Below are 21455 nucleotides of genomic sequence, written 5' to 3'. Positions count from 1 at the left end.
GCACCGCCCGGGCCACCATGGCCCGGGCGGTGCACTGCGGTCCTGGGGCGGACCGGTCTAGACGGAGGCGAGCTCCTTCTCCTTGGGCTGCTCCGGTTCCTCCGAATCGGCGGGTTTGTGGTCGTCGACCAGCGTCGCCTCGTTGAACGGCTCCTGCCCGGCGAACACCCGCGCGGCCTGGCCGCGGTCGAACTCCTTCGTCCAGGTGCCGATGAGGACGGTCGCCACGGCGTTCCCGGCGAAGTTCGTCAGCGCCCGCGCCTCCGACATGAACCGGTCGATGCCGAGGATGAAGCCCACGCCGTCCACCAGCTCGGGCCGGTGCGACTGCAGGCCCCCGGCGAGGGTCGCGATGCCCGCGCCGCTGACCCCGGCCGCGCCCTTCGAGGCGATGATCATGAAGACCAGCAGCGAGATCTGCTCGGCGACGCTGAGCGAGTCGCCCTGCGCGGTGGCGATGAACAGCGTCGCCATCGTCAGGTAGATCGCGGTCCCGTCCAGGTTGAACGAGTACCCGGTCGGCACCGTGATGCCCACGACCGGCTTGCTCACGCCCAGGTGCTCCATCTTCGCGATCAGGCGCGGCAGCGCCGACTCCGACGACGAGGTCGAGACGATCAGCAGGAACTCCCGGCCCAGGTAGCGCAGCAGCTGGAAGATGTTGACCCGGGCCGCCAGCCACAGCACGGCGCCCAGCACGCAGAACACGAACAGCAGGCACGTCGCGTAGAACCCGAGCATGATGACCGCGAGGCTCTTGAGCGCGTCCCAGCCGGTCTCGCCGACCACGGCCGCGATCGCGCCGAACGCGCCGATCGGCGCGGCCCACATGATCATCGCGAGGATCCGGAACACCAGCTTCTGCAGGTGCCCGATCCCGGTGAGGATCGGCTCGCCCGCGCGGCCCATCTTCTGGAGCGCGAACCCGGCCAGCAGCGCCACCAGCAGCGTCTGCAGGACCGATCCGGAGGTGAACGCCGAGACCATCGTCTCCGGGATGATGCCCAGCAGGAAGTCGATCGTGGTGTGGCCGCCCGCTTCGGCGGCCGTCTCCTGAGCGGTGGCCGCCGCGGCCGGGTCCAGGTTCATGCCCGAGCCCGGGTGCAGGATGTTCCCCACCACCAGGCCGATCGCCAGCGCGAACGTCGACATGAGCAGGAAGTAGCCCAGGGCGATGAGCCCGACCTTGCCGACCTTCGCGGCCTTCGCCACCGAGCCGATGCCGATCACGATGGTGCAGAAGATGATCGGCACGATCATCATCTTGATGAGGGACACGAACCCGGTGCCGAGGGGCTTGAGCTGCTTGGCGAACTCGGGGAACGCGAAGCCGACGCCGATGCCGAGGACCACGGCGACGATGACGGCCAAGTAGAGGTAGTGCGTGCGATCGCGGCGCTTCGGGGGCGGCGGCGTGGACATCGTTGTCTCCTCGTTCAGGGGAAGTTTCCCGAAAGTATCCAGTTGCTTGTGAAGCCAGTCACTATTTAGTTCATTACGGTCGCGTCAACGGCGCGTGTAGAAATGGGGCGTGACCAAACCGTGGCCCCTGGCCCGGCAGCTCCTCGTGCTGCAGCTCGTGCTGGTCGCCCTGCTCGTGGGCGCCAGCGCCGCCTTCGCGTACGCCGACGCCCAGCAGGCGACCGAGGACAACGCCCGCGAAGAAGTGCTCGCCGTCGCCGCCACCGTCGCGGACTCGCCCAGCCTCACCGCCGCCCTCGCCGAGCCCGACCCCAGCGCCGTCCTCCAGCCGTTCGCCGAGCAGGTCAGGGCCGACACCGGGGTCGACTTCATCACGATCATGAGCCCCGAAGGCGTCCGCTACACCCACCCCGACCCCGACCGGATCGGCGAGCAGTTCATCGGCAACACCGAGGAGGCGCTGGCCGGGAACGCCTTCACCGAGACCTACACCGGGACGCTCGGGCCGTCCATGCGCGCGGTCGTGCCCGTCTTCGACCCCGACGGGCGCATCGTCGCCCTCGTCGCCGTCGGCATCACCATCGAGGCGATCTCCGACGAGCTCAACGAACGCCTCGTCCCGCTCGCCGCGGTCGCCCTCGGCGTCTTCGTCGTCGGCGTCGCTGGCAGCTTCTTCGTCAGCGCCCGCCTCGGCCGCCAGACCCGCGGCGTCGCCCCCGTCGAACTGCGCGACATGTTCGAGTACTACCAGGCCATCTTGCACTCGGTCCGCGAAGGCCTCGTCCTCGTCGGCCGCGACGGGACGGTCGCCCTCGCCAACGACGCCGCCCGCGACCTGCTGCGCCTCCCCGACGACCCCAAAGGCCGGCCCGTCGCCGCACTCGGCCTCGACGACGCCCTCGCCGCCGCGATCGCCTCGCCCGAGCCGCGCACCGACGAACTCCACCTCACCGACACCCGCCTCCTTCTGGTCAACACCATGCCCGTGCGCTCGGGCGACCGCAGCATGGGCAATGTGGTGACCCTGCGCGACCACACCGACCTCCAGCACCTCACCGGCGAACTCGACTCCGTGCGCGGCTTCGCCGAATCCCTGCGCTCCCAGGCCCACGAGTCCGCCAACCGCCTCCACGCCGTCATCTCCCTGATCGAGCTCGGCCGCGTCGACCGCGCGGTCGCGCTGGCGACCGCGGAGCTGGAGGCCGCGCAGCAGCTCACGGACCGGGTCGTCGGCGCGGTCACCGAACCGGTGCTGGCCGCGCTGCTCCTCGGCAAGCTGAGCGAGGCCAGCGAGCGCGGGGTCGAACTCGAGCTGACCTCCGACACCGCCATGCAGGACCCGGCAGAGGGCCTCGACGCGCGCGACCTCATCACGATCGTGGGCAACCTGATCGACAACGCCCTGGACGCGGCGGTCGAGCACGCGGCCGAGCGGTCTCCGAAGGTGCAGGTCACGGTCCGCACCGACCCGGGGGAACTCTTCGTGCGCGTCGCCGACTCCGGCCCGGGCGTGGCCGCGGGCGCGGACATCTTCCGCCGCGGCTGGTCCACGAAATCGGGCGGCGAGGGCGGCCGCGGACTCGGCCTGGCCCTCGTCGGCCAGGCCGTGCGACGCAACGGCGGCCGCATCCGCGTCGCCCCCGGCAGCCCCGCGAACGGCAGCGGCGCGGTGTTCACCGTGCACCTGCCGCTATCGTCGGACCGATGATCCGCGTACTGGTGGTCGAGGACGACCCGGTGGCCGCCGAGGCCCACCGGGCCTACGTCGAGCGCGTCGCCGGGTTCACGGTCGCGGGCGTCGTCCACGCGGGCAACGAGGCCGTGCGCTTCTGCGCGAAGCACCCGGTCGACCTGGTCCTCCTCGACTTCTACCTGCCCGACACGCACGGCCTCGCGGTGTGCGCGGCGCTCCGCGCCGCCAACGCCCCTGTGGACGTCATCGCCGTGACCTCGGCCCGCGACCTCTCCGAGGTCCGCGCGGCCGTCTCCTCCGGCGTCATCCAGTACCTCCTGAAGCCCTTCACCTTCGCCACCCTCCGCGGCAAGCTCGAGAACTACGCGGCCTGGCGGGCGCAGGTCGCCCAGCCCGGCGAGGTCGGCGGCCAGAACGACGTCGACCGCATGCTCTCCGAGCTGCGCACCCCGGGCGCGGGCCCGCTCCCCAAGGGCCTCAGTTCCACCACATTGGACGCCATCACCGCCGCTCTCGGCGACGCCCCCGAAGGACTCTCCGCCGCCGCCGTCGCGACGACCGTCGGCATCGCCCGCGTCACCGCCCGCCGCTACCTCGAATACCTCGCGGACAACGGCGTCGCCCGCCGCCGGCCCCACTACGGCAGCGTCGGCCGCCCCGAAGTCTGGTACGCCCTCGTCAAAGGCTGACGAGCCGCTGGCGGCGGGCGGTCCGGATGAGGGGTCCAGGCGGTCTCGCCGCCGGAGCCGGTCTCGCCGGCCGTGCAGCCGGTCAGGGGGAGGGCGGCAGCGGCGGCTGCAAGGAGCGGACTGGCCGGAGCTCCGACCCGGCCGCACGTCCTTTCTAGACGTCGAGCCGGGACTGCGGTCCACCGGAGGTGCGCACGAGGTTCGGTTCCTCGGCGGCGGGGTCGAGCGTGCGGGTCGAGAAGCCGGACAGGGTGAACGCCGAGCCTAGGGCTCGCGAGGCTCAAGCGGCGTCGAGGAGCTTCCTCAGTCGCCCGGCATCCGTGTTCGCGCCGAACGCCTGGCTGCCCGGCTCCATCCGAGCGCCCTCACTGAGCGGCCCCGCCACGACCGGGTCGAACCCGAGCGCGTCCACGAAGGACGCGGCCGCCGCCACATCCGCGTCGTCGTCACCCGCGATGGCGATCGCCTTGCGGCCCAACGCCCCAGCAGGTCGCGCCTCCGCCTCGAGATCGTGGTAGCCCATGTGGTTGAACGCCTTCACCACATGCGGCGCACCGAGGAACGCGCGCACCGCCTCGCTCGACGTCGTGCCCGGATCGAGGACGCGCTCGCGCGGCCCGTCCACCTCCCACCAGTGGTTCATCGCGTCCACCACCAGCGCGTCGCCCAGCGCCGCCGCCGGGATCGCGCGGAACTTCCCCAGCGGCAGCGCGAGCACCACGATGTCCGCTTCACCCGCCGCCTCGGCCGCCGTCACCGCGGCGGCCCCCGGCGTCAGCACCTCGACGGTGAGCGCGATCTTCGAAGGATCGCCCGAACCGGCGATGAGCACCCGGTACCCGGCCGCGACCGCGAGGCGGGCGAGGACGGTACCCACTTTGCCCGCACCGAGCACGCCGACCGTCTCGGGACGCTTCATCGCGCGCCGCCCTCCTCATCCGCGAGCAGCTCGCGGACCATCGGGATCACCTTGGTGCCGTACAGGTCCACCGCGCGCAGCCGCGCGCTGGCCGCCAGGGCGCCGCCGGAGGAGTAGATGAGGTCGAAGCGGCCGACGTCGAGCGCGCTGATCGCCTTGGCGATGCGACGGGCCACCGTCTCGGGCGAGCCGACGTAGAGCGAGCCGTGCTCGATCTCGTGGTCGAACTCCTCGCGCCGCAGCGGCTGCCAGCCGCGCAGCGCCCCGATGCGGTCGCGGACCTCCTTGTAGCCCGGGTAGAACAGCGCCTTGGCCTCCTCGTCGGTCTCGGCGATGAACCCGGGGGAGTGGAGTCCGACCGGGTAGGCGGTGGTGCCGAGTTCGTCGGTCGCGCGGCGGTACAGGTTGACGTAGGGCGCGAACCGCTCGGCGGGGCCGCCGATGACGGCGAGCATGAGCCGGAACCCGTACTTGGCGGTGCGGATGACCGACTGCGGGCTGCCGCCCACGCCGACCCAGGTGCGCAGCCGCCCGGACTCGGTCTTGGGGAACACGTCCTGGTCGATGAGGGTCGCGCGCTGGGTGCCGCGCCAGGTCACCGGCTTCTCGTCGAGCAGCTGGTGGAAGAGGTCGATCTTCTCCTCGAAGAGCGCGTCGTAGTCGGCGAGGTCGTACCCGAACAGCGGGAACGACTCGGTGAAGGAGCCGCGGCCGAGGATGATCTCGGCGCGCCCGTTCGAGAGGGCGTCGACGGTGGCGAACCGCTGGAAGACCCGGACCGGGTCGTCGGAGCTGAGCACGGTGACGCCGGACGAGAGCCGGATGCGCTCGGTGCGGGTGGCGATCCCGGCGAGGACGGTCTCGGGGGAGGAGATCGCGAACTCGGGGCGGTGGTGCTCGCCGAGGGCGACCATGTCGATGCCGATCTCGTCGGCCAGGACGGCCTCCTCGACGGTGGCGCGGATGGCCTGGGCGTACGAGGTGACGTTGCCCTGGTCGTCCCGGGGCAGGTCGCCGAAGCTGTCGATGCCGAACTCGATGCCGTTCACGGTGCGCTCCTCGCTCGCCGACCCGCGGGCCGGAACTGATTGACACGTCAATCATAAGAGCATCTACATGATGCGTCAACTATATGGGCCGGGAGTGCGACCGGAGACACCCTGGAGCGGTGTCTACGCAGGTCGTCGCACGGGATGCTGGCTCAGAATCGAGACGCGGTTGAACGCGTTGATGGTGATGGCCACCCACAGGACGGCCGAGATCTGGTGCTCGGTCAAGGCGCTGCGCGCCGCCGCGTAGGCCTCGTCCTGCGCGGCGGGGTCCGAGAGGTCCGTGGTCGCCTCGGCCAGCGCGAGCGCGGCCCGCTCGGCGGGGGAGAAGACCTCGGTGTCGCGCCAGGCGGAGAGGACGCCGAGCCGCTGCGTCGTCTCGCCGGCCTTCAGTGCCGACCTGGTGTGCCGGTCGAGGCAGTAGGCGCAGCCGTTCATCTGCGAGACGCGGAGGTTGACCAGTTCGACGAGGACGCGGTCGAGCCCTGCCTCGTGGGCGGCCTCGCGCGCCGCGCGCGAGGACTCGCGCATCGCCTGGAAGACCGCGGGCGTCTGCTTGTCGATGTAGATCCTCGGGAGTGCGGACCCGTCACTGCTCACGTCAGTTCCTCCTCTTTCCCCGCAGGGATGGCCGTCGGCGTCCATGATCTTAGGGGCATGTGCGAATATAGATGATATGACAACTAGTCCGGATGGCAGGTGATCCAGTGAGCAACGTCGAAGCGGCTCCGGAGGAGACGCAGTGCGCCCCGACCGAGGCGTCCGGGGTCGTCGAGGTGCTCGAAGCGCGCGACGTGCCCCTGGGCGGCCCTCGCGCGCTGCAGGTGCGGCGCACCCTCCCGCAGCGGGCCCGGACCCTCGTCGGCGCGTGGTGCTTCGCCGACCACTACGGGCCGGTCGAGGTTCCTGCGACCGGCGGCATGGACGTCCCGCCCCACCCGCACACCGGCCTCCAGACCGTCAGCTGGCTGTTCAGCGGCGAGGTCGAGCACCGCGACAGCCTGGGCAGCCATGTGCTCATCCGCCCCGGCGAGATGAACCTCATGACCGGCGGCCACGGCATCGCCCACTCGGAAGTCTCCACTCCGGACACCGAACTGCTGCACGGGGTCCAGCTCTGGGTCGCCCTGCCGGAGGCGCACAGCGCCGCCGCACGCGACTTCCAGCATTACGTGCCCGAGCCGGTGGAGGTCTTCGGCGCCGAGATCCGGGTCTTCCTGGGCTCGCTCGCGGGCGCGGCCTCGCCGGTGCGGACGTTCACGCCGCTGCTGGGCGCGCAGATCGACCTGGAGCCGAACGCGGCGATCACCCTCGCCGTGGACCCCGCGTTCGAGCACGGCCTGCTGGTCGACTCGGGCGATGTCCGCTTGGGCGGCACGGTGGTCCGTCCCGCCGAGCTCGGCTATGTGGCGGCCGGCCTCGATGTGCTGACCCTCTCGAACTGCTCTGACGCGCCGGCGCGCACGATCCTGCTGGGCGGCCCGCCGTTCGAGGAGGAGATCGTCATGTGGTGGAACTTCGTGGCGCGCAGCCACGACGACATCGTGCGGGCTCGCGAGGAGTGGGAGGCCGGCTCCGACCGCTTCGGCGAGGTCGAGGGCTATCCGGGCCGCCGCCTGCCAGCGCCGCCGCTGCCGAACGCCGTCATCATGCCCCGCCGCAACCCGCCGGTGCGGGAGCGGGTCGACGCGGCGACCGAGCCGGTGGTGCGCCGCGTCGACGCCGAGCGGCTCTACGAGATCGCGATCGACGGCTTCCGCGCCGGTCTCACCGCCTACCGCGACCGCGGCGACCAGCGGGTCTTCTACCACACCGAAGTGGACAAAGCGCATTCACGCAAAGGCTTGGCCGCCATGCTGGTCGAGCAGGCGCTCAACGACGCGCGCGCGACGGGCAAGCGGATCGTGCCGGTCTGCCCGTACGTCGCGCGGTTCATCAAGAAGCACCCCGAGTTCGCGGACGCCGTCGACCGGCCCACGCCGCAGCTGTTGCACTGGCTGGACGCCGAACTCACCTCGCCGCAGGAGCACTAAGGCGTCTGCTTGAGCCGTGCGAGGTGACCACTCAGGGTTTCGGCGATGTCGCGGGCGGCGGCCAGCTGCTCGGAGGTGAGCGCGTCGAGGAAGAGCTCGCGGATGGCGTGGAAGTGGGGGACGCTGGAGCGCCGCAGGGCGTCCCGCCCCTCGGCGGTGAGCACGGCTTCGGCGCCGCGGTTGTCGCCTTTGGCGGCCTCGCGGCGGATGAGTCCGCGCTTCTCCATGCGGCCCAGGTGGTGCGAGAGGCGGCTGCGCTCCCAGCCGATCGCGTCGGCGAGGTGCGAGGACCGCAGGCGCCGATCCGGCGCCTCGCTCAGCTCGAGCAGCACCCGGTAGTCCCCGGCGGAGATCCCGCTGTCGGACTGGAGCCGCCCTTCGATGGCGGTGCGCAGCTCCTCCGTGGTCTCGATGAACACGCGCCAGCTGTCGAGTTCGGTGCGGGTGAGGGCGGTGCGGCCCTGCCGAGGTGGCATGCGGCTCCTCCAATCGGTTGACATGTCAATGATAGGTGCGGCAGCGGGCGCGCCGCACTCCGCTGCGACGCGCCCGCTGCCCTGCCCAGGGCCTATTCGGCCGTGCCGCGCGTGCCCAGGGCCTCCTTGTTGGCGGCGAGCCAGGTGCGGAAGGACTTGAGCTCCGGGTTGAGCTCGCGGACCCTGGCGAGGTCGCGGCGGCCGGTGAACTCGTCCTGGAACTCGGCGTAGTACTGGAACATGTTCCCGATCTCCTCGGCCGCGGGGAACCCGGCGGCGCGCAGGCCGTCGAACGGGACGGCGTGGTAGTGGACGGGCTCGCCGAGCGCGTCGGTGAAGGCCGCGGCGATCTCCCGTCCCGTGAGGTGCTCGCCCGCGATGCTCACGGTCTCGCCCGCGAACCCGCCGCCGCGCTTGAAGATCCCGTAGGCGGTGCGGCCGATGTCCTCCGAGGCGATCCCGGCGAGCCTGCTGTCGCCCATGGCCATCGCCAGGACCAGGCTCCCGTCCTCCTGCCGCTGCGGGCCGAAGGAGCCGAGGAAGCCGTCCCAGTAGAACGTGGTCTGCAGGAACGTGGTGGGCACGCCCGCCTCGGTGAAGAGCGCGTTCGCCTCGCCCTTGACGTCGAAGTGCGGGACCTTGTACTCGCCCATGAGGGTCGGCATGCGGTCGTCCTCAAGCGGGACCGAGAGCCGGGTGTCTTCCAGTGTGGACCAGATGGCGTGCTTGACGCCCGCGCTCTTGGCGGCCCGGGCGAGGTTGCGGGCCTGCTCGTACTCGCGCTGGGGCGACATGTGCTCCCAGAAGTTCGTGACCAGGAACGCTCCGTACGCCCCGTCCAGGGCCTTGGCGACGCTCGCCTCGTCGTCCACATCGGCCTGCACGACCTCGGCGCCGAGCGCGGCGAGGGCCTTCGCCTTGTCGGAGCCGGGGTTGCGGGTGACGGCGCGGACGCCGAACTCGGAGCCGCGGTCGGCGAGGACCGCGTGCGCGAGCCCCCCGCCCTGCTGCCCGGTGGCGCCGACGACTGCGATGGTCTTCTTGTCTGCCATGACGAATCCCTTCGGAACGTGTCTTCGTTGGTGGTTCAGGTCTGCGGAGTGCTAGAAGGCGTGGGGGCCGAACCGGCCCCAGGCGACGACGGCGGCGAGGACCAGCAGGACCGCGTTGACGACGATCGCCTGGCCCTCCTTGCGGCGGGCGTGGGTGGCGACGGCGCCGGCCATGATGAGCGCCAGTCCGGTGGCCGCGAGCGGCGCGAGCACGGTGGCGAGGCCGGTCGCGCCGGGCAGGAGGAGCCCGATCGCGGCGAGCACCTCGAGCGCGCCGATGAGTTTGATGGGGCCGGGGGAGAAGTCCGCGGCCCAGCCCATGCCGGGGGAGGCGAGCAGCCGCTCCTTCGGCCGCGCCAGCTTGTTGAAGCCCGCGAAGGCGAAGAACAGGGCCAGGAGGCCCGCGAGGATCCAGAGGACGAGGTTCATGGTGGTCGCCGCCTAAAGAAAACGTGTACTTGATGCATCATGTATCTCGGCGGACCACTCGGCCGCGAGGTGCATGACGTATCAACTACCGTACCGCTAGATAGATGACGTGTCAATCAGACGAGTAGGATCGGTGACGTGGAAGACAGCCCGCCCGCCGCCGCTCCCGGCCTCGGCCCCGCCGCCGAAGCCCTGCTGCGGCTGATCGACCTGCTCGCGGCCGACCCTTCGGACGACCAGCTCACCGAGCCGCTCCGCCACCTCGAACGCTCCGGCGCCGCCCCCGAAACCCTCGCCGCGGTCCAGCGGGCGACCGCGACCGCCCGGGGCGTCAAGCGCACCCTCGACCAGCGCCGCCGTCGCGAAGCCGAACTCGCCGCCCTCTTCGACACTGCCGGCGACCTCGCCGCCTCCCGCAACCTCGACGCCGTCCTGCGAGCCATCGTCCACCGCGCCCGCACCCTCCTCGCCGCCGACCTCTCCTACATCGCGCTCCACGACCCCGACCAAGGGGACACCTACATGCGCGTCACCGACGGCTCCGTCTCCGCCCGGTTCCAGCAGCTGCGCCTCGGCATGGGCGAAGGGCTCGGCGGCCTCGTCGCCGAGACCGCCCTCCCCTACGCCAGCACCGACTACCAGGTGGACTCCCGCTTCCGCCACACCCAGCTCATCGACGCCGCGGTCGTCGAAGAAGGCGTACACGGCATCGTCGGCGTCCCGCTCCGCCTGGGCGACAACGTGATCGGCGTCCTCTGGGCCGCCGACCGCGCGCCCCGCGCCTTCGCGCCCGACGACGTCGCCATGCTCGTCTCCCTCGCCAACCATGCCGCCGTCGCCATCGAGAGCGTCCGCCAGCTCGAGGCGACCGCGCGCACCCTGCGCGAACTCAGCGAGACCGCTCTGCGCTCCGAGCGGCTGAACCTCGCGTTGCGCCGCGCCGCCGACGCCCACGACCGCCTCACAGGCCTGGTGCTCAGCGGCGGCGACGTCGCCGACCTCGCCGCCCAGGCCGCCGAGCTCTTCGGCGGCGCGATCGGCATCTTCGGCGCCGACGGCGAGGCGCTGGCCCGCGCGGGCGAAGGCGAGGTGCGGTTCGTCGCCGAGGGCGCCGCCGACTCGCAGGCGAGCCGCGGCGCGGTGCTGGTCGACGGCCGGTGGGTGTGCGCGGTCATGGCCGGCCCGGAGCCCTTGGGCAGCATCGTCCTCGCGGGCCGACCCGGCCTCGGCGAGGCCGACCGGCAGCTGTTCGAGCGCGCCTCCCTGGTCACCGCGCTGCTGCTGCTCCTGCGGCGGTCCGTGGCCGACGCCGAGGACCGGGTGCGCGGCGAACTCCTCGACGACCTCCTCAGCGACCCCGGCAAGCAGCGGGCCACCAGCGCGCGGCTCCGGGCCGGGAAGCTCGGCATGGATCTGCGGCGCCCGCACGCGGTCCTCGTCCTCGACGGCGACGCCGCGGCGCAGGGCCGGCTCGCCTCGGAGGCCCAGCGGCACGCCCGCGCCGAAGGCGGCCTGGCCGGGAGCCGGGACGGCCGCACGGTGCTCCTGCTGCCGGGGGACGACCCCGGCGGGCGGGCCGCGAAGCTCGCCGCCGACCTCGGCAGAGCCACGGGGCGGCCGGTGACCGTCGGCGCCTCGTCCAGTGCGAACGACATCGAGCGGCTGCCGGAGGCTTACACCGCCGCCGTCCGCTGCACCGACGCCATGATCGCCTTGGGCCGCAAGGGCGAAGGCGGCGGCATGGACCAGCTCGGCTTCATCGGCGTGCTGCTCGGCGAGTCGGGCGCGGACGCGTTCGTGCGGCGCACGATCGGCCCGCTGCTCGAATACGACGCCAAGCGCGGCACCGACCTCGTCGGCACCCTGGAGGCGTACTTCGCCAACGGCGGGCACCTGGCGAAGACCAAGGCCGTGCTGAACGTCCACCTCAACACCGTCTCGCAGCGCCTCGAGCGGGTCGCCTCGATCCTCGGCCGCGACTGGAACTCCCCGGAGCGGTCCCTTGAGGTCCAGTTGGCGCTGCGCGTCAACCGGCTCTCCAAGCCCTGATCTACCTGGCGCGCAGCACGAGCGCGTCGCCCTGGCCGCCGCCTCCGCACAGCCCGGCCGCGCCGATCGCGCCGCTCGGGAGCTGGCGCGAGAGGGTCTGCACGAGCCGCGCCCCGCTGGCGCCCAGCGGGTGCCCGAGGGCGATCGCGCCGCCGTCGCGGTTGACGCGCTCGGGGTCGACGCCGAGTTCGCGGATGGAGGCGAGCGCGACCGCGGCGAAGGCCTCGTTGATCTCGATCGTGTCGAGGTCGGCCACGGCGACCCCGGCGAGCGCGGCGGCCGCTTCGATGGCGCGCGCGGGCTGGTGCAGCAGCGAGTTGTCCGGGCCGGCCACGGTCGTGTACGACAGGATCTCCGACTCCCACTCCAAGCCCAGCCGCTCGGCGGTGGACCGGGTGGTGAGCACGAGCGCGGACGCGCCGTCGTTCATCGGCGAGGAGTTCCCGGCGGTCAGCACCCCGCCCTCGGCGAACGCCGGGCGCAGCGCCGCCAGGCCTTCCAGGGTCGACTCCGGGCGCGGGCTCTCGTCGGCGTCCACGACGCCTTTGCGGGTCTCGACCGGGGCGATCTCGCTCGAAGCGTTTCCTTTGGCGGCCTGCAACTGCGAGGCGAGCGCGAAGGCGTCCTGGTCGGCGCGGGCGATTCCGGCCCCGCGCGCGTGCCGCTCGGTGGCCTCGCCCATGAGCACCCCGTCGTAGGCGTCGGTGAGCCCGTCGAACGCGGTGTGGTCGAGCATCGTGACCTCGCCGTATTTGAAGCCGCGGCGCGAGCCCGGCAGCAGGTGCGGGGCGCGGCTCATCGACTCCATGCCCCCGGCGACGACGAACTCGAAGTCGCCCGCGCGCAGGAACCGGTCGGCGATGCCGACGGCGGTCATCCCCGAGAGGCAGACCTTGTTGACCGAGAAGCTCGGCACGGTCATGGAGAGGCCGCCCGCGACGGCGGCCTGCCGGGCCGGGTTCTGGCCGCATCCGGCCGGGAGCACGTGCCCGAGGACCACCTGCCCGATCCGCCCGGGGTCCACTCCGGACCGTTCGAGCGCGGCGGCGATGGCGATGCCGCCCAAAGCGGTCGCGGGCATCTCGGCCAGGCCCCCGCCGAAGCGGCCGATCGGCGTGCGGGCGGCGGCGAGGACGACGGTGGTCTCGGAGCGGTTCGCGGTTCCCATACCCCGATCGTAAGGGCGACGACGCTCGCCCTCCATGTGCGCCGGACCCACCCTTGCCGCCGCAGGTATGTATGCGCGAACCACTGTCCGGCCCGCGCGTTTCGGGGACACTGGCACCGACCAGCGGGCCGACGGCGGCCCCGTACGAGGAGGCGACAGTGACCGGCGAAGTGCTCTGGCGGCCGCGGCCCGACGCGGGCGAGACCACGAACATCGGCGCGTTCGGCCGGATGCTCGCGTCACTAGCGGGTCGGGACCTGGACGACTACCAGGACCTGTGGCGCTGCTCCGTCGAGCGGCCCGGCTTGTTCTGGGGCGCGGTCTGGGAGCATTTCGGGCTCGGCGGCCCCGTCCCCGAGGACCGGGTGCTGACCTCGGCGGCGATGCCCGGCGCGGCGTGGTTCCCCGATGAGCGGCTGAACTACGCCGAAGCGGTGCTCGACGCGCCCGGCATGGCCCCCGGCGACGTCGCCGTCCTGGCCTACTCCGACACCCGCGCGCCGATCGAGTGGACCCTCGCCGAACTCCGCGCGGCCGTCGCGAAGGCCCGATCCGGGCTCATCGCGGCCGGCGTGGGCCGCGGCGACCGGGTGGCGGCCTGGATGCCGAACGTGCCCGAGACGTACGCGCTCATGCTCGCCGCGGCCTCGCTCGGGGCGGTGTTCTCCTCGTGCGCACCGGAATTCGGCGCGAAGGCCGTGATCGACCGCCTCCGGCAGGTCGAACCGGCGATCCTGTTCGTCACCGACGGGTACCGCTACGGGGCCAAGACCATCCGCCGCGACCGCGAAATCACGCAAGTCGTGGAGGCCTTGCGGCCCAGGACCGTCGTCACCTTCTCCTATCTGGATGAAAGCTTCGCGGTCGGCGAGCGCTGGGACGGCTTCGGCGCGGACGGCGACCTCGCCTTCGAGGCCGTCCCGTTCGACCATCCGCTGTACATCCTGTACTCCTCGGGAACCACGGGCCTGCCGAAGGCGATCGTGCACGGCCACGGCGGCATCGCGCTCGAGCACGTGAAGATGCTCGGCCTGCACCACGACCTCGGCCCGGGCGACCGCTTCCTCTGGTACACCACGACCGGCTGGATGATGTGGAACTACCTGGCCTCGGCCCCGCTGGTCGGCGCGGCCGCCGTCCTCTTCGACGGCGCGCCCGACCCCGAGGGCATGTGGCGGCTCGCCGAGGCCTCCGGCGCGACGTACTTCGGCACGAGCGCGCCGTTCCTCATGGCCTGCCGCGACCGGGGCATCGTGCCCATAGACCTCGCCGACCTCTCGCGCCTGCGCGGCATCGGCTCGACCGGGGCCCCACTGCCGCCCAGCGGATTCGACTACGTCTACGACGCGGTCTCGGCGACCGCGCAGCTCCAGTCGCTTTCGGGCGGCACCGACCTGTGCACCGGCTTCGTCGGCGGCGCGCCCACCGTCCCGGTCTGGCGCGGCGAGCTCTCCTGCCTGTGCCTGGGCGCGAAGGTCGAGTCCTTCGACGCGGCCGGGAACGCCGCGATCGGGCGCGAAGGCGAACTCGTCATCACCGCTCCGATGCCCTCGATGCCGGTGGCCCTGTGGGGCGACCCGCTCGAGCAGTGCTACCGCGACACCTACTTCGACCGCTGGCCCGGCGTCTGGCGGCACGGCGACTGGATCACCATCACCGACCGCGGGTCCGCGGTCATCTCCGGCCGCAGCGACGCCACCCTCAACCGCGGCGGCGTGCGCATGGGCACCGCCGAGTTCTACGCCGTCGTCGAAGCCGTCCCCGGCGTCACCGACTCCCTTGTGGTGCACCTGGACCGCGACGACGACCGCCTCCTGGTGTTCATCGAGGCCGCCGTCGAAGTCGACGACGCCCTCGAACGCGCCATCAGCGCCGCCGTCCGCGCCGAGCTCTCCCCCCGCCACGTCCCCGACGCGATCATCGCCGTCCCGAAGATCCCCCGCACCCTCAGCGGCAAGAAATGCGAAGTCCCCGTCAAACGCCTCCTCGAAGGCGTGCCGCTCGCCGAAGCGGTCGCGGTCGGCTCCCTCGCCGACCCCACCGCACTGGAAGCGTTCATTGAGCAATCTGTATAGCGCGAAGCACAGATCACTGACATCAGTTAGGCATAGCGGTCAATCGAAACGGTCACTATTGCCAACCGATCGCCGATGCGGTGTCCTAGGCGTCGACAAACCCTCATAGGCCACGGGAGGCACCCATGACCATCGACCAGACCCTCACCAGCCAGGAGCGCCTGGCCGACCTCGACCTCGACCAGCTCAAGGAACTCGTGGGCCTCGTCGAGTACGACGCCGCGGGCGACCCGTTCCCGGTCTCCGGGTGGGACGCCGTCGTCTGGTCGGTCGGCAACGCCACCCAGACCGCCCTGTTCTTCCAGGCCGTGTTCGGCATGGAGCTCGTCGCCTACTCCGGCCCCGAGACCGGCAACCGCGACCACCACGCCTACGTCCTGCGCTCCGGGGCCGTGCGCTTCGTGTTCAAGGGCGGCGTCGACCCCCGCAGCAGCCTCCTCGACCACCACCGCCGCCACGGCGACGGCGTCGTCGACGTCGCCCTCGAAGTGCCCGATGTGGATGCCTGCATCAAGCACGCCGAAGCCCAGGGCGCCCGCATCCTCGAAGCGCCCCATGACGTCTCGGACGAGCACGGCACCGTCCGCACCGCCGCCATCGCCACCTACGGCGAGACCCGGCACACCCTCGTGGACCGCTCCGAGTACACCGGCCCCTACCTCCCCGGCTACGTCGCCCGCAGCTCCGGCTACACCAAGCCCGAAGGGGAGCCGAAGCGGATCTTCCAGGCCCTCGACCACGTCGTCGGCAACGTCGAACTCGGCGCCATGGACCAGTGGGTCGACTTCTACAACCGCATCATGGGCTTCACCAACATGGCCGAGTTCGTGGGGGAGGACATCGCCACCGAGTACTCCGCGCTCATGAGCAAAGTGGTCGCCAGCGGCAACCGCCGCGTCAAGTTCCCCCTCAACGAACCCGCGCTCGGCAAGAAGAAGTCCCAGATCGACGAGTACCTCGAGTTCTACGAGAGCCCCGGCGTGCAGCACCTCGCACTCGCCACCAACGACATCGTCCGCACCGTCGACATCCTGCGCGCCAAGGGCATCCAGTTCCTGCCGACGCCGGACTCGTACTACGAGGACCCCGAGCTGCGCGCCCGCATCGGCGAGGTCCGGGTGCCCATCGAGGAGCTGCAGGCGCGCGGCATCCTCGTCGACCGCGACGAGGACGGCTACCTGCTGCAGATCTTCACCAAGCCCCTAGGCGACCGGCCCACGGTCTTCTTCGAGTTCATCGAGCGGCACGGCTCGCTCGGCTTCGGCATCGGCAACTTCAAGGCGCTGTTCGAGGCCATCGAGCGCGAGCAGGCCAAGCGCGGCAACTTCTAAGGGGCGGACGTGGCGTACTACCGCAGTGTGGGCAGCGTGCCGCCCAAGCGGCACACCCAGCACCGGACCCCTTCGGGCGGCCTCTACCGCGAGGAGCTCATGGGCGAGGAGGGGTTCTCCTCCGACTCGTCGCTCCTCTACCACTCCGGGGTGCCGTCGGCGATCGTCGACGCCGCCCCGTGGGACGTGCCGGGGCAGGCGCTCGAGGAGCACCGGCCGCTCAAGCCCCGGCATTTCAGACTCCACGACCTCACCGCGGCGGACTGGAAGTCCGTGGACGCGGTCACCGGCCGCCGCCTCGTCCTCGGCAACGGCGACGTGCGCCTCTCGTACGTCGCCGCCGGCGAGGCGTCGCCCCTGTACCGCAACGCGGTCGGCGATGAATGCGCCTATGTGGAGTCGGGTGCCGCGACCGTCGAGACCGTCTTCGGCGTGCTCGACGCCCGCCAGGGCGACTATGTCGTCATCCCGCGCGCCACCACCCACCGATGGGTCCCGACCGGTCCAGAACCTCTGCGGCTGTATGCGATCGAGGCAAACTCTCACATCACGCCCGCCAAGCGGTACCTCTCCCGGTACGGGCAGCTCCTCGAGCACGCCCCGTACTGCGAGCGGGACCTGCACGGCCCCACCGCGCCCTTCACCGTCGACGGCGAAGACGTCGAGGTCCTCGTCAAGCACCGCGGCTCGCGCGGCATCACCGGCACCCGGTACGTCTACGCGACGCACCCCTTCGACGCGGTCGGCTGGGACGGGTGCCTCTACCCGTACACGTTCAACATCGCCGACTTCGAGCCGATCACCGGCCGCGTCCACCAGCCGCCGCCCGCGCACCAGGTCTTCGAAGGCCACAACTTCGTCATCTGCAACTTCGTGCCGCGAAAGGTCGACTACCACCCGCTCGCCGTCCCAGTGCCGTACTACCACTCCAACGTGGACAGCGACGAGGTGATGTTCTACTGCGGCGGGGACTATGAGGCGCGCAAGGGATCCGGGATCGGGCAGGGCTCGATCAGCCTCCACCCCGGCGGCCACAGCCACGGACCGCAGCCGGGCGCGATGGAACGCTCGCTCGGCGCCGAGTACTTCGACGAACTCGCGGTCATGGTCGACACCTTCCGCCCCTTGGACCTCGGCGAAGGCGCCGCCGCCAGCGAGGACCCGGGCTACGCCTGGACCTGGGCCGGGCGGGGGCCGCGCGCATGACCCCGCTCTTCGCGGGCCTCTTCGACGACGCCGCCGTGTTCCCGCCCGGAAGCGCGCCGCTGGCCCTCGCGGTCCGCGCGTACGGCGCGCGGCGGCGCGTCTGGTACGCGCCGATCGCCGGGCCGCTGGTGCTCCCCGCGGCGGCCCTGCCGCGCCTCGCGCCCCTGCTGCCCGAAGGCGAGCCGACCCTGCCGATCTCGGCGACCTTCCCCGACGGACCCGCCGGAGTGCCTGCGGCCCTTGCCAATGCGGCCCTGCTACCGATCGACCTGCGCTCGATCGAGGTCGCCGTGCCCGAAGGCATGACGACGGAGGCGTTCACGGCGGCCCTCGAGGCGGCGCTCGAGGACGCGCCCGACCTCGACGTGTTCGTGGAGGTGCCGCGCGACGGGCGGCGCTTCCCGGTGCTCGCGGCGATCAAGGGCCGGCACCGCGCCAAGTTCCGCACCGGCGGCGTCCGCGCCGAGCTGTACCCCGACGAGGCCGAACTCGCGGCGGCGCTGGCCGCCGCGGTCGCGGCCGGGGTGCCGTTCAAGGCCACCGCCGGACTGCACCACGCGGTGCGCGACACCGACCCCGAGACCGGGTTCGAGCAGCACGGCTTTCTCAACCTGTTCCTCGCCGCAGACGCGCTCCTGCACGGCGGCGACGAGACCGACGCGCGGGCACTGCTGTCCGAACGGGACGACGAGCGCATCGCGGACCTCGCGCACGGCCTCGAAGGGGCGCGGGCGCGCGCCGTGCGGGGTGCGTTCACCTCGTTCGGCACCTGCTCGGTCACCGAACCGCTCGACGAGCTGATCGGCCTGGGGCTCATCACCACTCCTACCCATCCCGAGGGACCATGACCGAGATCGAACTCCCGGACGGCTCGCCGTTCGGGCCCGACAACCTGCCCTACGGCGCATACTCCACAGGGGACGAGGCACCGCGTGTCGGGGTCCGCTACGGCGACAGCGTGGTCGACCTCGCCCTCCTACTGGACGACCCGGTCTTCGCGGTCCCGACATTGAACCCGTTCATGGCCCAGGGCCCGGCGCGGTGGGCCGAGGTCCGCGAGCGCATCCAAGCCGCGATCGGAGGCCCCGTCCCGGACGAGGCGGTGCATCCGGTCCGGGAGGTGCGGCTGCACCTGCCGTTCGCGGTCGCGGACTATGTGGACTTCTATGCCTCGGAGCATCACGCGGCGAACCTCGGCCGGCTGTTCCGTCCCGGCTCGGACCCGTTGCTGCCCAACTGGAAGCACCTGCCGGTCGGGTACCACGGCCGGGCGGGCACGGTCGTCGTCTCGGGCACCGGGATCGTGCGCCCGTGCGGGCAGCGGAAGGACCCCGGCGAGGCCGTCCCGGCGTTCGGGCCGAGCCGCAGGCTCGACATCGAGGCCGAGCTCGGGTTCGTGGTCGGGGCCGGGACGGCGCTGGGGGAGCGGATCGGCGTCGAGTCTTTCGCCGAGTACGTCTTCGGCGCGGTCCTGGTGAACGACTGGTCGGCGCGCGACCTGCAGGCGTGGGAGTACCAGCCGCTCGGGCCGCACCTGGGGAAGAGCTTCGCGACCTCGGTGTCGCCGTGGGTGGTGCCGCTGGCCGCGCTCGAGGCGGCGCGGGTGCCTCTGCCGCGCCAGATCCCGGCGCCGCTGCCGTACCTGCGCGGCGGCGGGCACTGGGGCCTGGATGTGGACCTCTCGGTGGAGTGGAACGGAGAGCAGGTCTCGCGGCCGCCGTACCGCGAGATGTACTGGTCCCCCGCGCAGATGCTCGCGCACATGACGGTGAACGGCGCTTCGGCGCGGACGGGCGACCTGTTCGCGTCGGGCACGATCTCGGGTCCCGCGAAGCATCAGCGCGGCGCGTTCATCGAACTCACGTGGGGCGGCAGCGAGCCGATCACGGTGAAGGGCGAGGAGCGCACCTTCCTCCTCGACGGCGACGAGGTCGCCATCAGCGCGACCGCGCCGGGCCCGAACGGCGCCCGGATCGGGTTCGGCGAGGTCGTGGGAAAGGTGCTGCCGGCGGTGTGAGCGGCGCGGGAGCTGGGCCGGGCGCGGCGCAGCGTGTCCGCGCGGCGCCCGCCGCGACCGACACGGGAGGCCCCGGGTACCCGCCCGTTCCCACCTTCACCTTCACCACTACCAGTGAAAAGGACTTCCCAATGGGTTTGTCAAGTCCTGACCGGCTCTGGTTCTTGGTAGAGCGTGCCGGTTTGGATCATGGCCCACAGGACGTTGAGGCGTCGGCGGGCGAGGGCGATGAGGGCCTGTTTGTGTCCTTTGCCCTCGGTCCGCTTGCGGCTGTAGAAGATCCGGGAGGCCGCGCGGTGCTTCAGGCTGGCCATGGCCGAGAGGTAGCACACGCGCAGCAGGGCGCGGTGGTATCGGCGGCGTCGGCGCAGGTTGCCGCTGATGCGCCCGGAGTCGCGGGATCCGGGCGGCCAAGTCCTTTGAGCCATCCAACGGCTCCACTATCCCAGCCATACCCGCATCCCCTGGGTGTTCCGATCCTACGAACGACCAGAAACCAGCCCAACAGAAAGGTAAGACACCATCCCATAGGGGTCCGACAAAAATTCTGCCGCATTGAAATGCGAGGGATGCTCGTGCGGGCGGGTCCTGCCCCGCCCGCACAGCGCTGCGTCAGAGTCCGGGGCGTGCGGCCGGGAAGCCGCGCTTGCGCGCGGCGAGGACGACCAGCACGACCGGAACCATCAAGGCGACCACGCCCCAAGGGAACGACGCCGCGCCGAGGCCGCTGAGCATGAGGCCGCCGACCGCGCCGCCGGCGGCCATGAAGGAGTTCCAGGTGGTCACCAGGAGCGGCTGCGCCCGGTCGCCGCCCGCGTCCGTGACGGCGGTCTGCAGGAGGGTGGCCGCGCCGCCCCAGCCCAGTCCCCAGAGGACGATCGCGAGGTAGAGCGCGAACGGGTTCCCGGCGAGCACCGTGAGCAGCGCGGCCGCGACGAGGAACAGGGCCGTGCTCAGGATGGTGAGGAGCCGCAGCCGCCGGTCGACCAGTGCCCCGGTCGCGACGATGCTCGCCACCGAGGCGATGCCGAAGACCAGCAGCACGACGTTGCGTTGGGCGTCCATGCCGTTCGCGGCCAGGAACGTCGCGATGTAGGTGTAGAAGATGTTGTGCGCCAGCACGTACGCGGCGACGGTGAACAGCACCGGGACGACGCCGGGGACGCTGAGCGCCTTGAGGATCGGTTCGGACTGGCCCCGCGCCTCGCCGGGGAACTCGGGCACCGTGGCGCGGATCCACACCGCCAGCAGCGCCGAGACCGCCGCGATCATCCCGAAGGTCAGCCGCCACCCGAAGGCGTCGCCGAGGAAGGTGCCCAGAGGGATGCCGAGCGACAGCGCCAGTGGAATCCCCGCCATGGTGAGCGCGATCGCCCGTCCTTGCAGGTGCGGCGGGGCGAGCCTGCGGGCGTAGGCGACCAGGCCGGCCCACACCACGGCCGCCGCGATGCCGGCGAGGAGCCGGAAGGCCATCGTGAGCGGGTACGAGTCCGAGACGGCGGTGACGAGGTTGGCGACGGCGAACGTCAGGACCGCGGTGAGCATCAGGCGGCGGCGCGGCCAGGAGGCCGTCGCCGCCACGACCGGGATCGCGGAGAGGCCGGTGGCGATGGCGTAGACGGTGAGCGTCTGGCCGGCGGCCGATTCGCTCACGGAGAGACCTGCGGCCATCTCGGGGAGGACCCCGGCCGGCAGCGCCTCGGTGAGGATCGCCAGGAACGCGGCCGTGGTGAGCGCCAGCAGCGGAAGGACCGGAAGCCGTTGCCGCGCTTCGGATGTCGGCGGCTCGGGAATACGATGGGCGTGCGTCGTTGTCATGTCTCATACGTTCCAACCTTCACACTTGT

At 71.7% G+C, this 21455-nt stretch carries 18 protein-coding genes and 2 pseudogenes; 10 read left to right on the top strand and 10 right to left on the bottom strand.

From position 1 onward, the window contains the following. Positions 1 to 57: 57 nt before the first annotated feature. Positions 58 to 1422, bottom strand: coding sequence for a cation:dicarboxylase symporter family transporter (locus AB0K52_RS20830; protein ID WP_363534804.1), 1365 nt, complete (start codon positions 1420 to 1422; stop codon positions 58 to 60). 109 nt (positions 1423 to 1531) lie between these two features. Here AB0K52_RS20830 and AB0K52_RS20825 point away from each other — a divergent pair, with 109 nt between their 5' ends. Beyond that, on the top strand, positions 1532 to 3130 hold the full coding sequence (locus tag AB0K52_RS20825; RefSeq protein ID WP_363534801.1) for a sensor histidine kinase: 1599 nt from the start codon (positions 1532 to 1534) through the stop codon (positions 3128 to 3130). Next, positions 3127 to 3804 (top strand): response regulator, encoded by a 678-nt coding sequence (locus AB0K52_RS20820; protein ID WP_363534799.1) that lies wholly within the window; start codon positions 3127 to 3129, stop codon positions 3802 to 3804. Before AB0K52_RS20825 ends, AB0K52_RS20820 begins: the two co-directional genes overlap by 4 nt. A 280-nt stretch (positions 3805 to 4084) precedes the next feature. Here the strand turns inward: AB0K52_RS20820 and AB0K52_RS20815 are convergent, their stop codons facing one another. The 3 genes from AB0K52_RS20815 to AB0K52_RS20805 form a co-directional block, all read right to left on the bottom strand. Further along, positions 4085 to 4723 (bottom strand): NAD(P)-binding domain-containing protein, encoded by a 639-nt coding sequence (locus AB0K52_RS20815; protein WP_363534796.1) that lies wholly within the window; start codon positions 4721 to 4723, stop codon positions 4085 to 4087. Next, entirely contained in the window at positions 4720 to 5772 is a 1053-nt protein-coding gene (locus AB0K52_RS20810) for an LLM class flavin-dependent oxidoreductase (RefSeq protein ID WP_363534794.1), read from the bottom strand. The genes AB0K52_RS20815 and AB0K52_RS20810 overlap by 4 nt, the downstream gene beginning before the upstream one ends. 123 nt (positions 5773 to 5895) lie before the next feature. Then, positions 5896 to 6372, bottom strand: a complete 477-nt coding sequence (locus tag AB0K52_RS20805; RefSeq protein ID WP_363534791.1) for a carboxymuconolactone decarboxylase family protein — start codon at positions 6370 to 6372, stop codon at positions 5896 to 5898. A 107-nt stretch (positions 6373 to 6479) separates the two neighbouring features. Here AB0K52_RS20805 and AB0K52_RS20800 point away from each other — a divergent pair. Together AB0K52_RS20800 and AB0K52_RS20795 are read left to right on the top strand one after the other, a co-directional pair. Further along, positions 6480 to 7442: pseudogene (locus tag AB0K52_RS20800) on the top strand (pirin family protein); the annotation flags it as partial. Continuing rightward, complete coding sequence (locus AB0K52_RS20795) at positions 7422 to 7805, top strand: GNAT family N-acetyltransferase (RefSeq protein WP_363534981.1); 384 nt, start codon at positions 7422 to 7424, stop codon at positions 7803 to 7805. The pseudogene AB0K52_RS20800 and the gene AB0K52_RS20795, both read left to right, overlap by 21 nt. Here AB0K52_RS20795 and AB0K52_RS20790 read toward each other — a convergent pair. From AB0K52_RS20790 to AB0K52_RS20780, 3 genes are all read right to left on the bottom strand, one after another. After that, the gene (locus tag AB0K52_RS20790; protein WP_363534788.1) at positions 7802 to 8281 is read right to left on the bottom strand and encodes a MarR family transcriptional regulator; all 480 of its coding nucleotides are present in this window, start codon (positions 8279 to 8281) and stop codon (positions 7802 to 7804) included. The genes AB0K52_RS20795 and AB0K52_RS20790 overlap by 4 nt on opposite strands. Positions 8282 to 8373: 92 nt before the next feature. After that, positions 8374 to 9333: an NmrA/HSCARG family protein gene (locus tag AB0K52_RS20785; RefSeq protein WP_363534785.1), complete on the bottom strand. Its 960-nt coding sequence runs from the start codon at positions 9331 to 9333 to the stop codon at positions 8374 to 8376. 51 nt (positions 9334 to 9384) lie between these two features. Then, positions 9385 to 9762 (bottom strand): DoxX family protein, encoded by a 378-nt coding sequence (locus tag AB0K52_RS20780; RefSeq protein WP_363534783.1) that lies wholly within the window; start codon positions 9760 to 9762, stop codon positions 9385 to 9387. 138 nt (positions 9763 to 9900) lie between these two features. On the opposite strand from AB0K52_RS20780, the gene AB0K52_RS20775 reads away from it, so the two are divergent. Continuing rightward, positions 9901 to 11811, top strand: coding sequence for a helix-turn-helix domain-containing protein (locus AB0K52_RS20775; RefSeq protein WP_363534780.1), 1911 nt, complete (start codon positions 9901 to 9903; stop codon positions 11809 to 11811). Between the two features lies 1 nt (position 11812). On the opposite strand, the gene AB0K52_RS20770 is transcribed toward AB0K52_RS20775, so the two are convergent. Continuing rightward, positions 11813 to 12979, bottom strand: a complete 1167-nt coding sequence (locus AB0K52_RS20770) for an acetyl-CoA C-acyltransferase (protein WP_363534777.1) — start codon at positions 12977 to 12979, stop codon at positions 11813 to 11815. A 158-nt stretch (positions 12980 to 13137) separates the two neighbouring features. Between AB0K52_RS20770 and AB0K52_RS20765 the strand changes: the two genes are divergently transcribed. The 5 genes from AB0K52_RS20765 (at position 13138) to fahA (ending at position 19608) form a co-directional block, all read left to right on the top strand. Beyond that, positions 13138 to 15054 (top strand): acetoacetate--CoA ligase, encoded by a 1917-nt coding sequence (locus tag AB0K52_RS20765; RefSeq protein WP_363534774.1) that lies wholly within the window; start codon positions 13138 to 13140, stop codon positions 15052 to 15054. Between the two features lie 125 nt (positions 15055 to 15179). Then, on the top strand, positions 15180 to 16385 hold the full coding sequence (hppD, locus tag AB0K52_RS20760; protein ID WP_363534771.1) for a 4-hydroxyphenylpyruvate dioxygenase: 1206 nt from the start codon (positions 15180 to 15182) through the stop codon (positions 16383 to 16385). Between the two features lie 9 nt (positions 16386 to 16394). Further along, entirely contained in the window at positions 16395 to 17591 is a 1197-nt protein-coding gene (locus AB0K52_RS20755; protein WP_363534768.1) for a cupin domain-containing protein, read from the top strand. Beyond that, entirely contained in the window at positions 17588 to 18439 is an 852-nt protein-coding gene (locus AB0K52_RS20750) for a hypothetical protein (protein WP_363534765.1), read from the top strand. Before AB0K52_RS20755 ends, AB0K52_RS20750 begins: the two co-directional genes overlap by 4 nt. Continuing rightward, positions 18436 to 19608 (top strand): fumarylacetoacetase, encoded by a 1173-nt coding sequence (fahA, locus tag AB0K52_RS20745; protein WP_363534762.1) that lies wholly within the window; start codon positions 18436 to 18438, stop codon positions 19606 to 19608. The genes AB0K52_RS20750 and fahA overlap by 4 nt, the downstream gene beginning before the upstream one ends. Before the next feature lie 140 nt (positions 19609 to 19748). Here fahA and AB0K52_RS20740 read toward each other — a convergent pair. Continuing rightward, a pseudogene (locus AB0K52_RS20740) lies at positions 19749 to 20006 on the bottom strand (IS110 family transposase); the annotation flags it as partial. 214 nt (positions 20007 to 20220) lie between these two features. Then, positions 20221 to 21426 carry an MFS transporter gene (locus AB0K52_RS20735; protein WP_363534759.1) on the bottom strand — a complete coding sequence of 402 codons (1206 nt, stop codon included), beginning with the start codon at positions 21424 to 21426 and terminating at the stop codon, positions 20221 to 20223. Positions 21427 to 21455 lie beyond the last annotated feature (29 nt).

The sequence above is a fragment of the Glycomyces sp. NPDC049804 genome (assembly GCF_040674615.1).
GTDB lineage: Bacteria > Actinomycetota > Actinomycetes > Mycobacteriales > Micromonosporaceae > Glycomyces > Glycomyces niveus.
This window is presented reverse-complemented; position numbering and strand designations above follow the sequence as displayed.

Coding starts and splice junctions, on each gene's coding strand:
- AB0K52_RS20830 (WP_363534804.1), bottom strand. CDS start 1,422: ATGTCCACGCCGCCGCCCCCGAAGCGCCGCGATCGCACGCACTACCTC.
- AB0K52_RS20820 (WP_363534799.1), top strand. CDS start 3,127: ATGATCCGCGTACTGGTGGTCGAGGACGACCCGGTGGCCGCCGAGGCC.
- AB0K52_RS20815 (WP_363534796.1), bottom strand. CDS start 4,723: ATGAAGCGTCCCGAGACGGTCGGCGTGCTCGGTGCGGGCAAAGTGGGT.
- AB0K52_RS20795 (WP_363534981.1), top strand. CDS start 7,422: ATGCCCCGCCGCAACCCGCCGGTGCGGGAGCGGGTCGACGCGGCGACC.
- AB0K52_RS20790 (WP_363534788.1), bottom strand. CDS start 8,281: ATGCCACCTCGGCAGGGCCGCACCGCCCTCACCCGCACCGAACTCGAC.
- AB0K52_RS20785 (WP_363534785.1), bottom strand. CDS start 9,333: ATGGCAGACAAGAAGACCATCGCAGTCGTCGGCGCCACCGGGCAGCAG.
- AB0K52_RS20780 (WP_363534783.1), bottom strand. CDS start 9,762: ATGAACCTCGTCCTCTGGATCCTCGCGGGCCTCCTGGCCCTGTTCTTC.
- AB0K52_RS20770 (WP_363534777.1), bottom strand. CDS start 12,979: ATGGGAACCGCGAACCGCTCCGAGACCACCGTCGTCCTCGCCGCCGCC.
- hppD (WP_363534771.1), top strand. CDS start 15,180: ATGACCATCGACCAGACCCTCACCAGCCAGGAGCGCCTGGCCGACCTC.
- AB0K52_RS20750 (WP_363534765.1), top strand. CDS start 17,588: ATGACCCCGCTCTTCGCGGGCCTCTTCGACGACGCCGCCGTGTTCCCG.
- fahA (WP_363534762.1), top strand. CDS start 18,436: ATGACCGAGATCGAACTCCCGGACGGCTCGCCGTTCGGGCCCGACAAC.
- AB0K52_RS20735 (WP_363534759.1), bottom strand. CDS start 21,426: ATGACAACGACGCACGCCCATCGTATTCCCGAGCCGCCGACATCCGAA.